Origin of the sequence: Roseburia sp. 1XD42-69, assembly GCF_003612565.1 — a bacterium.
Taxonomy (GTDB): domain Bacteria; phylum Bacillota; class Clostridia; order Lachnospirales; family Lachnospiraceae; genus Roseburia_B.
This window is the reverse complement of sequence record NZ_RAZG01000025.1, coordinates 18,018-33,756: the sequence shown is the minus strand read 5'-3', so window position 1 is coordinate 33,756 and position 15,739 is coordinate 18,018. Positions and strand designations below refer to the sequence as shown.

10 protein-coding genes and 1 pseudogene are annotated in these 15,739 nt (G+C 47.1%); 9 read left to right on the top strand and 2 right to left on the bottom strand.

Features of this window, described 5'->3' with window-relative positions; genetic code table 11:
- Positions 1 to 4 precede the first annotated feature (4 nt).
- On the top strand, positions 5 to 1,048 hold the full coding sequence (locus D7Y06_RS13120) for a substrate-binding domain-containing protein (RefSeq protein WP_120408244.1): 1,044 nt from the start codon (positions 5 to 7) through the stop codon (positions 1,046 to 1,048).
- Here the strand turns inward: D7Y06_RS13120 and D7Y06_RS13115 are convergent.
- Both D7Y06_RS13115 and D7Y06_RS28260 read right to left on the bottom strand, forming a co-directional pair.
- Positions 996 to 1,787 (bottom strand): helix-turn-helix domain-containing protein, encoded by a 792-nt coding sequence (locus D7Y06_RS13115; protein ID WP_120408243.1) that lies wholly within the window; start codon positions 1,785 to 1,787, stop codon positions 996 to 998. The two genes, D7Y06_RS13120 and D7Y06_RS13115, sit on opposite strands and share 53 nt — an antisense overlap.
- Before the next feature lie 145 nt (positions 1,788 to 1,932).
- A pseudogene (locus D7Y06_RS28260) lies at positions 1,933 to 3,665 on the bottom strand (phospho-sugar mutase).
- A gap of 289 nt (positions 3,666 to 3,954) precedes the next feature.
- Between D7Y06_RS28260 and D7Y06_RS13105 the strand changes: the two are divergent.
- From D7Y06_RS13105 to cobA, 8 genes are all read left to right on the top strand, one after another.
- Positions 3,955 to 4,380: a hypothetical protein gene (locus tag D7Y06_RS13105; protein WP_120408242.1), complete on the top strand. Its 426-nt coding sequence runs from the start codon at positions 3,955 to 3,957 to the stop codon at positions 4,378 to 4,380.
- 138 nt (positions 4,381 to 4,518) lie between these two features.
- The gene (locus D7Y06_RS13100) at positions 4,519 to 6,267 is read left to right on the top strand and encodes an ABC transporter ATP-binding protein (protein ID WP_120408241.1); all 1,749 of its coding nucleotides are present in this window, start codon (positions 4,519 to 4,521) and stop codon (positions 6,265 to 6,267) included.
- A 1-nt stretch (position 6,268) separates the two neighbouring features.
- Positions 6,269 to 8,179, top strand: coding sequence for an ABC transporter ATP-binding protein (locus tag D7Y06_RS13095; protein ID WP_120408240.1), 1,911 nt, complete (start codon positions 6,269 to 6,271; stop codon positions 8,177 to 8,179).
- A gap of 142 nt (positions 8,180 to 8,321) precedes the next feature.
- Positions 8,322 to 11,549 carry a bifunctional diguanylate cyclase/phosphodiesterase gene (locus tag D7Y06_RS13090; protein ID WP_243119318.1) on the top strand — a complete coding sequence of 1,076 codons (3,228 nt, stop codon included), beginning with the start codon at positions 8,322 to 8,324 and terminating at the stop codon, positions 11,547 to 11,549.
- Positions 11,550 to 11,595: 46 nt separating this feature from the next.
- A complete protein-coding gene (gene hemA / locus D7Y06_RS13085) occupies positions 11,596 to 12,852 on the top strand; it encodes a glutamyl-tRNA reductase (protein ID WP_120408238.1) in 1,257 nt (418 codons plus the stop codon).
- Positions 12,842 to 13,330 (top strand): precorrin-2 dehydrogenase/sirohydrochlorin ferrochelatase family protein, encoded by a 489-nt coding sequence (locus D7Y06_RS13080; RefSeq protein ID WP_120408237.1) that lies wholly within the window; start codon positions 12,842 to 12,844, stop codon positions 13,328 to 13,330. Before hemA ends, D7Y06_RS13080 begins: the two co-directional genes overlap by 11 nt.
- Positions 13,327 to 14,202, top strand: coding sequence for a hydroxymethylbilane synthase (gene hemC / locus D7Y06_RS13075; RefSeq protein WP_120408236.1), 876 nt, complete (start codon positions 13,327 to 13,329; stop codon positions 14,200 to 14,202). The genes D7Y06_RS13080 and hemC overlap by 4 nt, the downstream gene beginning before the upstream one ends.
- Positions 14,203 to 14,217: 15 nt before the next feature.
- On the top strand, positions 14,218 to 15,714 hold the full coding sequence (gene cobA / locus D7Y06_RS13070; RefSeq protein WP_120408235.1) for a uroporphyrinogen-III C-methyltransferase: 1,497 nt from the start codon (positions 14,218 to 14,220) through the stop codon (positions 15,712 to 15,714).
- The last annotated feature ends 25 nt before the right edge of the window (positions 15,715 to 15,739 follow it).

The following is a 15,739-nucleotide window of genomic DNA, read 5'->3' as shown; positions in this document are numbered from 1 at the left end:
GTATATGGCAAAAACGATTAAAATGGCTGACATAGCAGGACGCCTTGGGGTCAGTGTGGTGACGGTCTCCAAGGCACTGTCAGGGCAAAAAGGCGTTAGCGATGAGATGAGGGAAAAAATAAAAAAGGTAGCGGATGAGCTGGGGTATGTCCGTACCGTCCAGGAGAAGAGCGAAAAGATGCAAAAAAGCTACACTCTGGGGATTATTGTGGCGGAACGCTTTTTGGCGGATAACCAGTCTTTTTACTGGTCTTTGTACCAGGAAGTTTCCAGGAATGCAGTGCGAAAAAGCTGTTTTACCTTGTTAGAGGTTATCGGTTATAAGGATGAGGAAGAGTGCGCCATGCCCAAGGTTCTCTCTGAAAATAAGGCGGACGGTTTGGTAATTATGGGTTCTTTTGATCGGAAATATGTGAATTATCTGAAAACAGTCTCAAAAAAGCCTTTGGTGAGCCTGGACAGTTTTGACGTAGAAGGGGAGATGGACTCTGTGGTTTCCAACAATATGGTGGGAGCTTACACCGTGACCAATTACCTCTTTGAGATGGGACATAGAAAGATTGGATTTGTGGGGACAAGGCTTGCCACCGCAAGCATTGACGACCGGTATTTCGGGTATTTAAAATCCTTAATGGAACATGGGATAGAGCTGAACCCGGAATGGGTTTTGGAGGATCGGGAAAGGAAAACGGGAAAGGTGGACTATGAGGAGTATTTCACCCTTCCCAAAGAGAATATGCCCACGGCTTTTTTCTGCAACTGTGATCTTAGCGCAAACCTTATGGTGCGCAAATTGCGGGAGGCAGGATACAAGGTGCCGGAGGATGTCTCTGTGGCTGGATTTGACCATTTCCGGGATATGCAGATGCCGGAGATTGGGATTACCACCTATGAGATTAATGTGAAAAGGATGGCAAGGCGGGCGGTTCATATTCTCACACGGAAAATTGAGAACCCGGAATACTATTCCGGCATGTGTGTCATAGCCGGAAAGTTTATTCCTCAGGAGAGTGTGGGACAGATTGGTTTCCCAGTGCCTTTTGTTTAAAGGCGTTGGGGGTAGTTCCGTTATATTTCCGAAACAGGGAGATAAAGTGGTTTACGTTCTCATATCCTACATAGCTGCTTATTTCATAGATATTTAAATCTGTGGTAAGCAGCATTTCTTTTGCCTTATTCAGCCGCACCTGGGTTAAGTAGGCCAGGGGGGAAGAGTGGAAATAGCGGGAAAAATCCCGGCAGATGCGGTACTTGTTAATGGAAAACTGTTCTTCGTACTGGGCTAAGGAAAAGCTCTCCGCAAAATGATGGTCCAGGCGGTCCTTAAGCTCGTAGAGATAGGAGGGGATATTTGCATCTCTTGTATTCTCTTTTGGCACAAGTGGGAGGGATATATCTGTTAAAATATTGGTGAGAAGCTGGTTCATCTTAAGGGCATCGGAAAAAGAGTAGCGCTCAGGTATCCCCAAAAGGGAGCGGAAATGCTGGTGAAGGGGGGAATACTGGGATAAGTCATGGCTGTATTCCCGTTTGCTTTTGCCGATTTCCACATAGATTTCCATTTGTTCCCCTTTCAGGAAAAAGAGAAAAAAGTTCCAGGGTACCATGGATGTGGTGAGGGCAAAGGGTTTTTGACAGTCCCACAATAGAACACTGTTTTGGGAGAGGGCAATTCCTCCAGGTATTTCCGGGGTTTTTAAGATGCCGGCACCTTCTGTGGTGTACAAAAGCAGATATGTCCCTGCCATGGGGGTAAAAGAAACGGAAAAGAGCTGTTCGCTTTGCACGCTCCCCCCCTAACAGGGAGAGGAGGGCGTTTTCTTTTGTATCCCTTGATTCATATTTGTTTGGAAGCAGTATTTCAGGATCTATGGTATAGTTTGCCACCATTTTACCGGAGGCAGATGCCTTAAATACCTGGGTAAAATTCATTTACTTTCCTCCTTCTGCATACTCCAGCATAGCGCGGTTTAAGGCGTTTAACTTGGCTTCGCCGTCCTGTAAATTTTCTCCCACTACCCCAAAGTAGAATTTGATCTTTGGTTCCGTCCCTGAGGGGCGCACACAGCACCAGGAATTGTTGGAAAGTTCGTAGTAAAGCACATTGGAGCTGGGAAGCCCGGTTTTTGTCATTTCTCCTGTGGATAAATCTTTCCGTGTGTCTTCTTTGTAATCCCTCACCGCAAGAACCTTAAGCCCTGCCAGCTCTTTCGGGGGATTTTCCCGCATTTTCGTCATCATGTTGTTAATCTGTTTTGCCCCGTCTTTGCCCTTTAAGGTCATGGTCTCTAAGCCCTCTTTGTAGTATCCGTATTTTTCATACATTTGAAGCATAGCATCCCACAGGGTCATATTTTTTGCTTTGTACCAGGATGCCACCTCGCAGAGCATCATAACCGCCACGCAGGCGTCTTTGTCCCTGGCGTAGGTTCCTGCCAGGCATCCGTAGCTCTCCTCCAAACCAAAAACATAGTTGTGGTTTCCTGTTTCCTCAAACCACTTAATCTGCTCCCCGATATACTTAAATCCGGTGAGGACTTCAATCAGGGTCACGCCGTAGGCTTTTGCAATGGCTTTTGCCATGTCCGTTGTGACAATAGTCTCAACCAAAGCGGGATTTTCCGGCATGGTATTTGTGGAGGTTCTCTCCCTTAAAATGTATTCGGCAATGAGCATACCGGACATATTTCCCGTAAAGGTGACATATTCCCCGGATTTTGTATCCTTGCAGTAAACCCCCAGGCGGTCTGCATCCGGGTCAGTGGCAAGAACGATATCCGCATCTTTTTCTTTTGCCAGTTTCAGTGCCAGCTCAAAGGCTTTTGGGGATTCGGGATTGGGGTATGCCACCGTGGGGAAATTGCCGTCGGGTTTTTCCTGTTCGGGAACCACATAGACATTTTCAAATCCCAGCTCCTTTAACACCCGGCGCACCGGAAGATTGCCTGTGCCGTGGAGGGGGTGTAGACAATTTTTATGTCCTTTGCCATATCCCTTATCACTTCCGGATGGATGGACTGTTTCTTTAATTCTTCCATATACAAGTCGTCAATTTCAGGGCCGATAGCGGCAAGGAAACCTTTCTCCCTGGCCTCTTTTTCCTCCATAGTCTTTACCATGGAAAATTCCGTAACTTTTGCCACTTCCGCTAAAATGTTTTTGTCATGGGGGGGCGTAATCTGGGCGCCGTCCTCCCAGTAAACTTTGTAACCGTTGTATTCCCTGGGGTTGTGGCTTGCGGTGATTACGATGCCCGCAATGCATCCAAGCTGCCGTACAGCAAAGGAAAGCTCCGGTGTGGGGCGCAGGCTCTCAAATAAGTAAGCTTTGATTCCGTTGGCGTTTAGACACAGGGCTGCTTCTTTTGCAAATTCCGGGGACATAATTCTGGAGTCAAAGGCGATTGCCACGCCTTTCTCCTGCCCGTTTTGGGAGAGGATGTAGTTTGCAAGTCCCTGGGTGGCCTGACGTACCGTGTAGATATTCATGCGGTTGGTTCCGGCTCCGATAACCCCACGTAATCCTCCGGTTCCAAATTCAAGCTGGCGGTAAAACCTGTCCTCAATTTCCGCATCATTTCCTTTTAATGCCTTTAATTCTTCCCTTGTCTTCTCGTCAAAGTAAGTATCGCTGCACCATTTTTCGTAGTTTTCCAAATATCCCATAGGTTTGTTCTCCTTTTCTTTAAATATTTCAGATTAAGCTAAATACAACTTAAATAGTTATTCTATTTCCATTCTAAAGGAAAAAAACGAAAAGTACCATATATAAAATGCACAATTTGCACTTATATAATTGTAAAAAATATACAAAAAGACGAAACACATCAAGAATATATGATTTATAGCAAGAAAGATTGATACAAATTTGAGGTTAATAGTTATAATTAAATTAAGTTAAATGAAACGAGCATTTAACAGAAACAGCAAATAATTTATTCAGGAGGAAAAAAGTATGAAACTGAGAAGAGCAGCAGCACTTATGATGGTATCTGTAATGGCCTTTGCAGCAACAGGCTGCGGAGGCGGAGATGACACAAAAGACAGCAGCACAAGCAGCGCAGACAAACAGAGCGCGGCAGCAGGCACGGAGAGCGGGGCAAGTGATGACGCCTCAGACGAGGGAAGCGATGATACATCTGCTGCATCTGGAGATTTAAAGTATGCGGATATTACATTGGGGGAAGATTACAAGCTGGATTTGGAGGGGGAGATGACATTTGAGCAGAGCCATCCTTTCCTCAATATCAGTGTGACAGAAGGGGAGGCAGTGTTAAACGGCACAAAAGTTAAAAAGGGAGACCACCTGATTCTCCCGGCGGAATTCGGCGCCGTGAAGCTGGAGGGAAAGGCGGAAATAATTGCCTCCGCCGTGAGATAGGATAAAGAAAATCTAAAAAATCTATTAAATAAAATATTTCTGCTTGATATAAAAAATTTATTCGAGTACAATGTTAGTTGCCAGGTAAAAATTGACACTTTTCATCTGGCAGCTAATTTTTTTATGGAGATGATAAGGATGCTAAAGACACTTGGAGCACAGATTAAAGAATTTAAAAGCGATTCCATTAAGACCCCGGTTTATATGCTTTTGGAGGTTTTCATGGAGACATTGATCCCACTTTTGATGGCGTCCATTGTGGACGCAGGGGTGCAGGCAGGTGATATTTCCCATATTTATAAAGTGGGTGGAATTATGGTGGTTGTGGCTGCCATAGGACTGTTTGCAGGGATTATGGGAGGAAAATATGGAGCCAGGGCTTCCGCCGGATTTGCCAGAAACTTAAGGGAAGCCATGTATGAAAATATTCAGAGATTTTCCTTTTCCAACATTGACAAGTACAGTACGGCGGGGCTTGTCACCAGAATGACAACAGATGTGACAAATCTGCAAAACGCCTACCAGATGATACTGCGCATGTGCACAAGGGCCCCTTCCAGCATGATCTGTGCCCTTGCCATGGCATTTTTTATCAACGTAAAAATTGCCAGCATTTATCTTTTAGCTGTGATATTTTTGGCGCTGGTGCTGTTTCTCATCTGCAAAAGGGGCATGAAGTACTTTGACCAGGTATTCCGCAAGTATGACGACTTAAACGCCAGCGTCCAGGAGAATATTACGGGAATTCGGGTAGCCAAAGCCTTTGTGAGGGAGGATTATGAGATTAAGCGTTTCCACGGGGCAAACCATAATCTGTATAAAATGTTTATTAAAGCGGAGTCTGTGGTAATCCTCACCATGCCTTTGATGCAGTTTACCGTCTATGGCTGTATTCTTGGCATCAGCTGGCTGGGGGCCCATATGATTGTGGCGGAGAGCCTTACCACAGGGGAGCTGATGAGCCTTTTGACCTACTGCATGAATATTCTGATGAGCCTGATGATGCTCTCCATGGTGTTTGTCATGATTACTCTCAGTATGGCAAGCGCCCAGCGTATCACAGAAGTCCTTGAGGAGGAGCCGGATTTGGTCAATCCAAAAAGCCCGGATGATAAAGTGGAGTCCGGCAGTATTGATTTTGAGAATGTGAGTTTTGACTACCATAAAAATGAGGGAGACCCGGTGCTGAAACATATCAATATCCATATTGATTCCGGGGAGACCATCGGCATTATTGGGGGAACAGGAAGCTCCAAGACAAGCCTTGTGAACCTGATCAGCCGTCTTTACGATACCACGGAGGGAACCGTAAAAGTGGGGGGCAAAGACGTTCGGACTTACGATTTGGAGACCCTTAGAAATGAAGTTGCGGTGGTGCTTCAGAAAAATGTGCTGTTTTCCGGCACCATACTGGAAAATCTCCGCTGGGGGGATGAAAATGCCAGCGAGGAGGAGTGTATCCGGGCCTGCCGTCTGGCCTGTGCCGACGAGTTTATTGAGAAGATGCCGGAAAAATATAACACATATATTGAGCAGGGGGGCTCTAATGTCTCCGGCGGGCAGAAGCAGCGGCTCTGTATTGCAAGGGCACTTTTGAAAAAGCCCAAGGTGCTGATTTTAGACGACAGCACCAGTGCGGTGGACACTGCAACGGATGCAAAAATTAGGAAAGCTTTTGCACAGGAGATTCCTGGGACTACGAAACTGATTATTGCCCAGAGGATTTCCAGTGTCCAGAACGCAGACAGAATTATAGTGATGGATAACGGAATGATTCACGGCTTTGGCACCCATGAAGAACTTCTTAGCGGGGATGATATTTACCGGGAGGTATTTGAGTCCCAGATGGGCGGCAGCGGTGACTTTGACGAGAAAGGGGGAATGTAACATGCCGGGACCAGGAATGAAAAAAGGAGCCATGGGCAGGCCGAGGCCAAAACTGGAAAATCCGGGAAAAGTTTTTAAATGGCTTTTGTCTTATGTGGCAAAACAATATCTTTTTGCCTGTATTGTGGTGGTAGTGTGTATTTTTGTCAGTGTGCTGGCCAATGTACAGGGGACGCTTTTTACAAAAACCCTGATAGATTCTTATATACTGCCTTTAATCGGCAGTGATAACCCTGATTTTTCCAATCTGTTTTTTGCCATTTTAAGGGTGGCGGGATTTTATTTTATCGGGGTTTTGGCGGCCCTGGCCCAAAGCATGCTTATGATGTATATCAGCCAGGGAACCTTAAGACGGCTTCGGGATGACATGTTCCATCATATGGAGAAGCTGCCGATTAAATATTTTGATACCCATCCCCACGGGACCATTATGTCCGCCTATACCAATGATATTGATACCCTGCGTCAGATGATAAGCCAGAGTCTTCCCCAGATTTTATCCAGCACCATAACCATAGTAAGTGTATTAATCAGCATGTTTGCCTTAAACGTGCCCCTTACGGTGATTACTCTTGTTATGGTGGCGCTGATGCTCTTTGTCACAAAGTCCCTTGCCATGAGAAGCGGCAGTTATTTTATGAAGCAGCAGAAGGATATCGGAATTGTCAACGGCTACATTGAGGAGATGATGGAGGGGCAGAAGGTGGTAAAAGTGTTCTGCCACGAGGAGGAGAGCAAGAAAAAGTTTAAGGAATTAAACGACGAGCTCTTTGACAGCGCCTACCAGGCAAACAAATTTGCCAATATTTTAATGCCGGTAAACGCCCAGATTGGAAATATCAGTTATGTTATTTGCGCCATTGTGGGGGGGATTTTGGCATTAAACGGATTAACGGGCCTTACCATCGGGGGCCTTGCAAGTTTTCTGGCCTTTAACAGAAGTTTCAATATGCCGATCAATCAGGTGAGCCAGCAGTTTAACAGTATTATTATGGCTTTAGCGGGAGCTGACCGGGTATACCGTTTGATTGCGGAGGAGCCGGAGAAGGATGAGGGCTATGTGACCCTGGTAAATGCCAAGGAAGAAAAGGGAAAACTTATAGAATCCAACGAGCGTACCGGCCTTTGGGCGTGGAAACATTACCACAAGGACAGCAATACCACCGATTACATCAGGCTTCAGGGAGATGTGGTGTTTAACGGTGTGGATTTTGGGTATATCGATGAAAAAATTGTGCTTCACGATATCAGGCTCTATGCCAAACCGGGACAGAAAATTGCCTTTGTTGGCTCCACCGGGGCGGGGAAAACCACCATCACCAATCTGATTAACCGTTTTTATGATATCCAGGACGGAAAAATCCGTTACGACGGCATTAATATTAACAAGATTAAAAAAGATGATCTGCGCCGTTCTCTGGGGATGGTTTTGCAGGATACCCATCTTTTTACCAATACGGTGATGGAAAATATTCGCTACGGAAGATTGGATGCCACAGACGAGGAGGTAATTGCAGCGGCAAAGCTGGCCAATGCAGACAGATTTATCCGGCAATTGCCCCAGGGGTATGAGACCATTCTCCACGGGGACGGCGCCAACTTAAGCCAGGGCCAGAGACAGCTTTTAGCCATTGCCAGGGCGGCAGTTGCAGACCCTCCTGTGCTGATTTTGGATGAGGCCACATCTTCCATCGATACAAGAACAGAAAAAATTGTGCAGGACGGTATGGATAAACTTATGAAGGGCAGGACTACCTTTGTCATTGCCCACAGGCTTTCCACAGTAAAAAACAGCGACTGCATTGTAGTGTTGGAGCAGGGGAGGATTATTGAGAAAGGGACTCATGAGGAGCTTTTGGAGGAAAAAGGGAAATATTACCAGCTCTATACTGGAAACAGCATTACGGCGTAGCTCCAGAAATTTGGTTATAATATACGGTTGCCAATTTTTTCAAAATCAGGTAATATTAAATATAAGGGGAATTTTGAGCCGCGCCTCTGGTGCGGCTCATACAATTTTTACTATAGGAGATTTTGGAGGAAGAATAGTGTACATGGTGAAGATGCAGATAGCTTGCTTGTGTGTGATTCTGTTGCTTTTAGTGTCCTGCTGTAAAAACAGGGCCTTAAATACAAGGAATGTGAGAATATTCCGGCTGTTTTTGGCATTGGTGGCGGCAAATCTGGTGTTTGACATGGTGACGGTGTATACGGTAAATCACCGGGATGCGCTGCCAGTGTTTATCAACCGGGGAGCGCATATTATGTATATCGGCTCTATGACAGCGGGGCTGTGGCTTTTACTCTTATATGTGGTGGTGCTTTTGGATATGGGGGGGCAGAAGAATGCTTCCGTAAAATATTTTGCCAATATTCCCCTGGGGATTGCCCTGTTACTCATTGTGTTTGCGCCCATTACCTATGTGGATACGGAAGCGGGAAGCTATTCCACCGGGATTCCGGTGTGGACATGCTATGTCTGCGGGTTTTACTATATCTGCCTGGCGGCGGTTTTATGTGTGAGATACAGGGAAAAGATTGACAAGGAGAAGAAAGAACTTCTTTTTATCGCTCTGGGGCTGATTCTGGCGGGCATTGTGATACAGTTAATCAATCCGGCTTTGCTGATATCCGGTATGTGGGTCACAATTATCGCCCTTAGCATTTTTTTAATCCGGGAGAACCCAGAGGATTTATTTGATGTTGACACGGGAACATTTAATGAGGCGGCTTTCTTAAAAATGATTCACGAAAATATCTACACCAGGGAAAAGTTTCATGTAATTCTTTTTACCGTCTCCAATATGGATATGATACGGGAGGGCTATGGCAGCCAGACGGGAAAGGCCTGCCTAAGGACTATTAGCAACAAGATTTACAGTACTTTCCGGCACAATACCTATGCACTGGACGACAACGAGCTTGTGTTTTTTGCAGGGAGCAGGCAGGCGGCGGATAGGAGCGCTGCATTTTTGGAGCAGTTGTTTGCGTCTCCTCTGCCTGTTTTGGGGGAGGAAATACAGATTCAGGCCCAGGTGCGCCCCTGGACTTTTGAAAAGACGGAGACGGAGGATCAGATTCTCTATGACATAGAAGATTACTTTACCCAGATTTTGGCAAAGTCTGTGTATGTGGACCATTTTTCCGGCCTGATGAACCGGAATGCCTACGAGAGGGATTTGACCCATCTTTTCCGGCACCATGAGTTAAACGGCGTGTTCTGCAGCATGGTGGATATCAATAATTTAAAAAAGATGAATGACAGCTGCGGCCATGTGGCAGGGGATGCATTGATAAAGGGATGCGGGGACATGCTGAAAAAATGTATGCCCAGTGATGCCAGGATATACCGCATTGGGGGAGATGAATTTGCTGTGTTAAACCTCTCCAAAACCCAGGAGGAGATGGACAGTATTTTTGACGAAATAAAAAAGTACAATACAGAGGCCGGGTCAGACAGCCAGTATCCCCTGGAATTTGCAGTGGGGACTGTGGAGTATGACCCTGTTATGGATGCAAATCTCTTTGACGCTTTTGACAGGGCGGATAAAAAGATGTACCATGCCAAGGAGCAGATGCATTTAGAGTGGATTGCTACCCGCAGCGGGGAGGACTGGGACTGGATTCACAAAATGGATGCCTTAAGCTATGAAAGCCTTCTTTTCCGGGCATGGTGTGAGATTTCCGATTCCTTCCTCTTCATTGAAAATGAAGTGAACCATATGACAAGATGGTCTACCATAGCGGTGGACGAATTTGAGCTGGAGGGGGAATATACCTATCAGGGTATGCGGAAATGGGCCACACTGATTCACCCTAAGGACAGGGAGGAATACCAGAAAGCCTTGGCATTGGTTTACGGCGGTGTGCAGAGACATTTTCAATGTGCTTACCGGGTGGAGAACCGCTGGGGTGAGTATGTGGAGGTGGAGGAGAGCGCATATCTGTGCCGGGATGAAAATGGCAAGGATAAGATTTTAGTGGGAATTATTACACCTCAGACAGAGACGGCCCATGTGGATGCAGAGACAGGGCTTTTTGATAAATATGAGTTTACGGACAGGGTACAGAAATTGTGCAACAGCCATAATACCACCACGGGAATTATGCTGGTGGGCTTAAACCATTTCCGAAAAATCAATACCATGTACTCCTATGCGGTGGGGGATGAGGTGTTAAAGACGGTGGCGGAAAAGCTAGAGCATATCGCCCCGGTGAGAAGCAGCCAGTATCGGTACGGGGGAGATATGTTTGCGCTAATTTATCCCCATACCAGCAAAATGGAGCTCTACAGGCTTTTTGACCAGTTGGAAAAAAGCCTGGAAGGTTTTGAGGTGGACACAGGGGAGCGGATTTATCTTACCCTTTCCGGGGGGGCAATTATGCTGGAAAACGGCATGACGCCGGATAGTATTAAAAATTCCCTGGAACATGCGGTTAAAATGGCAAAGGAGACAGGAAGAGGAGTTTTGGAGTTTGCCTCCGGAAGCCAGATGAAGGCTACGGAGTCCCGGTTCCGCATGAGGGAGGAATTAAGAAGGTGCGTCAGGGACGGAATGTACGGTTTTTATTTGTATTTTCAGCCTCTGCTCCGAGGGGAGGACAAAGAACTATTCGGATGCGAAACCCTTTTGCGTTGGCACCATCCCAACTATGAGGGGTATGGGCCGGAGCAGTTTATTCCTATATTGGAGGAGACAGGGCAGATTATGGAGGCAGGGCGCTGGGTGATTACCACCGCTTTGATGCAGGTAAAGAAATGGCAGAAGATCAAACCGGATATGAGCGTCAATGTAAATGTATCCTATGTTCAGATGCAGCAGCCGGACTTGGCGGCTTTTATTGTCAATGAATTAAAGCGCCTGGAACTTTCTCCGGGAAGCATTATTGTGGAACTTACGGAGAGCTGTAAAATCAGCAATTATGACGGCGCCATTGAGTTTGTGAATTTCCTGCGCAGCAACGGCATCGCCTTTGCGCTGGACGATTTCGGCACAGGGTATTCCTCTTTTGAGGTGTTAAAAAATGTGCCCACAGACTGGATTAAGCTGGAACATCACTATGTCTCTTCCATTAAAAACAGCGTGAAGGACAGAAATATCCTTCTCCACATCATTGACTTGTGTCACTCTCTGGGAATAAAAGTCTGTGCGGAAGGGATTGAGGATGAGGAAGTTTGTGAGAGTATGCGGGAGAGAAACGTGGAGTTCCTCCAGGGATATTACATCAGCAAACCCTTGTCTGCCTCCCAGTTTGAGGAGAGATTCTTGACAAAAATATAATCATTATTTAATTGAAGGTTTATTTCATATTCAGGTGAAACAGTAAATGGACAGAATATTACAGGAAAATGAAAACCTTGGGATACAGATGGCGGGGATTGACCACACCCGGGCAAATGTTAAGATACGGGAAAGGTACGCATTTACCAAAAAGTCAGCCTTAAGAGCCATGGAGGTTATCCAAAGGGAGCCGGGGGTGGAAGGATGTGTGATTCTTTCTACCTGCAACCGGACAGAAATTTATATCAGCACTACGAAAGAAAGCGAACCCTTGGATTTGTGTTCGCTTTTATGTCGTATATACACGGTGGAAAAAGATGTTTATTTAAATTATTTTGTGGAGAGATCCGGGGAAGAGGCCCTGCGCCACCTGTTTTTCCTCACGGCGGGACTGGAATCAAAAATTATGGGAGAAGACCAGATTTTGACCCAGGTAGGGGATGCACTGGCCCTTTCCAGGGAAATTTACGCCGCAGATTCTGCGCTGGAGGTTTTGTTTCGTCAGGCGGTGACTGCGGGAAAAAAGGTAAAAGCCCAGATTCCTCTGGATAAGGGGAACCACTCGGCTCCAAGCCTTGCCATTGAGAAGCTTCTTGCTATGGGATATGAGATTTCGGGGAAAACATGCCTGGTTATCGGCAACGGCATGATGGGAAAGCTTACGGCCCTTAAGCTAAAAGAGGCCGGGGCAAAGGTGACAGTGACAGTGCGGGAATATAAAAGCGGCGTGGTGGAAATCCCTCTGGGGTGTAAGAGGATTAATTATGGGGAACGCTACGGGTATCTGCCTTTTTGTGATTTTGTTTTTTCTGCCACGGCAAGCCCGAATGTTACCATTACAAAGGAAAAGACGAGGGAAGCCTGCGGGGAAAAAACAATGTGTTTTGTAGACTTGGCGGTGCCAAGGGATATTGAGCCGGAGGTGGGGGAGCTCTCCCATGTAAGACTTTTTGATATTGATGATTTTTCCATTGATTCCCGTTCAAAGGAGATGAAAGAGCAGTATGAAAAGGCTTCCGCTCTTTTGGAGGAAGGTGTTTTGGAGTATATCAACTGGTATTTTTCCAGGGACTTAATCCCTGCCATAGAAAAAATCGGCTCTAATGCGGCAAAGGATGTAAGCTGGCGTCTTAGGGTTTCCAGGTTTGCAGAGGAAAAGGAGAAGCAGGAATTTTTGCGGGAGGCGGTGGAGGACTCCTCTGGGAAAGTTATCCGGCATATGCTGTTTTCCCTGCGGGATAAGCTGTCACCGGAAAGTTTAAATAAAATTTTACAGGTATTGGAGGAAGAATATGGACAATAATTTTTTCCCAGTTTTTTTGGATTTAACAGGCAGGAAAGTGCTGGTTTACGGCGCTGGAAATATTGCCGCAAGGCGTGTGGAGCTATTGCTCCGCTTTGGGGCGGAAATTACCATTATTGCCCCTGAGGTTATGCCAAAGATGGAGGAAGTGATTCAGAAATTTAAGCAGGGGGAATTTGAAAAATCAGGGGGAAGAATAAAGGCGGTGGAAAAGGATGTGTACCGCCAGGGAACAATCTCCGAGGATGTGGATTTTGTGATGGCGGCTACGGATGACTGTGAGGTGAATGAGGGGATATTCAGGGAGTGCAGGCACAGGGAGCTTTTGGTGAACGTGATAACGGATAAGGAGAAATGTAATTTTCATTTTCCCGCTGTTGTGAAGAAGGAAAATGTGATTATCGGCATTGCTTCCGGGGGGGAAAACCATGGAAAGGTCAGCGAAATAGCGGCAAAGCTCAGGGACATGGATTTATGACAGAGATTGTTATCGGGAGCAGGGAAAGCGCCCTGGCACTGGCCCAGACCCGGGAAGTGTACGATTTTATCCGGGAAAACTGCGGGGATATCTCACCTCACATTCTTACCATGAAAACCACGGGGGATAAAATTCTGGACAGAAAACTTTCCCAGATCGGGGGAAAAGGGCTTTTTGTAAAAGAGCTGGACAAAGCGCTTCTCCAGGGAAAGAGCCAGCTGTCGGTGCACAGCGCAAAGGATGTGCCCATGGAGGTGAAAGAGGAACTGCCCATTCTTGGTTTTTCCAAGAGGGAAGACCCAAGGGATGTTCTGGTCCTTCCTCTGGGAGTACGGGAATTAGACACGTCAAAGCCTGTGGGAAGTTCCAGTGAACGGCGCAGGCTGCAGTTTAAAAAGTTATTTCCCCGTATGGAGGTTAAGGCTGTCAGAGGCAGTGTGGAGACTAGGTTAAGAAAGTTAGACTCAGGGGAATACTCTGCCCTGGTGCTGGCAGCGGCGGGGTTAAAACGCTTAGGGTTAGAAAACCGCATCAGCCGCTATTTTTCCCCGGAGGAATTGCTTCCTGCAGCAGGCCAGGGAGCCCTGGCCATCCAGGGGAGAAAAGGGGAAAACTATGGATTTTTGCAGGGGTATTTTCACAGGGATACATGCTTTGCTGTTGTGGCGGAGCGGGCCTTTGTCGCGGCTCTTGGAGGGGGATGTTCTTCCCCGGTGGCGGCCTACGCAAAAGTACAGGGGGATGTGCTCACGCTTAGGGGATTTTATTACCGGGAAGAGACCGGGGAACAGTTTTTTATGGAACGGCAGGGAAATGTGTTTCAGGCAAAAGAAACTGGAAGGACCCTGGCGGAGGAAATCCAATTACAGTAGGTGAGAGGAATCGATATGATAGGAAAAGTGTTTCTGGTGGGGGCAGGTCCGGGGGATGTGTCCCTTCTCACAGTAAAGGCAAAGAAATTGATAGAGTCCGCAGAGGCAGTGGTCTATGACAGCCTTTTGGGAAAAGGGATCCTTGCATTGATTCCCCCTTTAGCCAAGACAGTTGACGTGGGAAAGCGGGGAGGAAGGCATACCATGCCCCAGGAGAAAATTAACGAGACCTTGGCAGAGCTCTCCCGTGAGGGAAAACAGGTGGTGAGGTTAAAGGGGGGAGACCCTTTTCTTTTCGGCAGAGGTGGTGAGGAGGCTTTCTATTTAAGGGAGAGAGGAATTCCTTTTGAAATCGTTCCGGGAGTAACCTCCGCCCTTGCCGTCCCGGCCTATGCGGGGATACCGGTTACCCACCGGGACATGGCTTCTATGGTTCATATCGTAACCGGCCATAAAAAAGGCAATATGCCTTTGGATATTGATTTTAAGGCATTGGCAGAGGCTGGGGGAACTTTCGTGTTTCTTATGGGGGTATCCGCCCTGCCGGAAATCTGTCAGGGCCTGCTTTCAGGGGGGCTGGGGGAAAATACCCCGGCGGCGCTTGTGAGCCTTGGGACTACGGCAATGCAAAAGGAGGTTTTTGGAACCCTAAAAACCCTTCCGGAGAAGGTGAAAACAGAAGGGGCAAAAGCTCCGGCAGTGGTTGTGGCAGGGCAGGTGTGCGCCTGTGTGGAGAAGCTGAACTGGAGACAATATCTTCCCTTATCAGGGAGAAGGTTTGTTTTGACCAGGCCAAAGGAACGCACCGGGGAACTTTCGGAGAAACTTAAGGAGCTTGGTGCGGAGGTTATTGAGCTGCCTGGGATATCCACGGTTTTCCGGGAGGAAAACAGGGAATTAGAAGAAGCCTTACTAAAGATTTCCTCTTTTGACATTCTGGCTTTTACCTCCCCCTCAGGGGCGGGATATTTTTTTCAGTTCATGCAGGATAGAAAAATGGATATCCGCCGCTTATCCGGGGTGAAACTGGCTGCCATCGGCGAAGGTACAGCCCAGGTGTTAAGGGGGAGGGGGCTTTTTCCAGAGTATGTCCCCAAGGTGTATGACGGAAAATCCCTTGGAATTTTACTGCGGGACTTGGCAAAAGAAAATGCCGGGATTTTGCTTCCCAGGGCAAAGGAGGCAGGGCCTGAGCTTATGCAGGAACTGTCAAGGAGAGGGGACATCCGGGTAACAGAAATTCCCCTTTATGATACGGTATTTACAAAGCATCCCCTTATAGATTTAGGTGAGGAAATTAAAATGGGGGAAGTGTTGGAGGCGGTGTTTACCAGCGCATCCACTGTAAAAGGCTTTGCAGCGGCGGCGGGGGAGGCAGATTTGTCTCTTGTGACGGCATACTGCATCGGGGAGAAAACCGCAGGGGAAGCCCGGAATTTTGGGATGAAGTGCGTGACGGCAAAGGAGGCTTCCGTGGATGGTTTGGTGGAGGTAATCTTAGAAAACAGGTGAATTGCCTGCGGTGGAAAAGCCGCAG

Bases quoted from the DNA above. Each gene is read 5' to 3' on its own strand.
- D7Y06_RS13120 (WP_120408244.1), top strand. From the start codon at position 5: ATGGCAAAAACGATTAAAATGGCTGACATAGCAGGACGCCTTGGGGTC.
- D7Y06_RS13095 (WP_120408240.1), top strand. From the start codon at position 6,269: ATGCCGGGACCAGGAATGAAAAAAGGAGCCATGGGCAGGCCGAGGCCA.
- hemA (WP_120408238.1), top strand. From the start codon at position 11,596: ATGGACAGAATATTACAGGAAAATGAAAACCTTGGGATACAGATGGCG.
- D7Y06_RS13105 (WP_120408242.1), top strand. From the start codon at position 3,955: ATGAAACTGAGAAGAGCAGCAGCACTTATGATGGTATCTGTAATGGCC.
- D7Y06_RS13100 (WP_120408241.1), top strand. From the start codon at position 4,519: ATGCTAAAGACACTTGGAGCACAGATTAAAGAATTTAAAAGCGATTCC.
- hemC (WP_120408236.1), top strand. From the start codon at position 13,327: ATGACAGAGATTGTTATCGGGAGCAGGGAAAGCGCCCTGGCACTGGCC.
- D7Y06_RS13090 (WP_243119318.1), top strand. From the start codon at position 8,322: ATGGTGAAGATGCAGATAGCTTGCTTGTGTGTGATTCTGTTGCTTTTA.
- cobA (WP_120408235.1), top strand. From the start codon at position 14,218: ATGATAGGAAAAGTGTTTCTGGTGGGGGCAGGTCCGGGGGATGTGTCC.
- D7Y06_RS13080 (WP_120408237.1), top strand. From the start codon at position 12,842: ATGGACAATAATTTTTTCCCAGTTTTTTTGGATTTAACAGGCAGGAAA.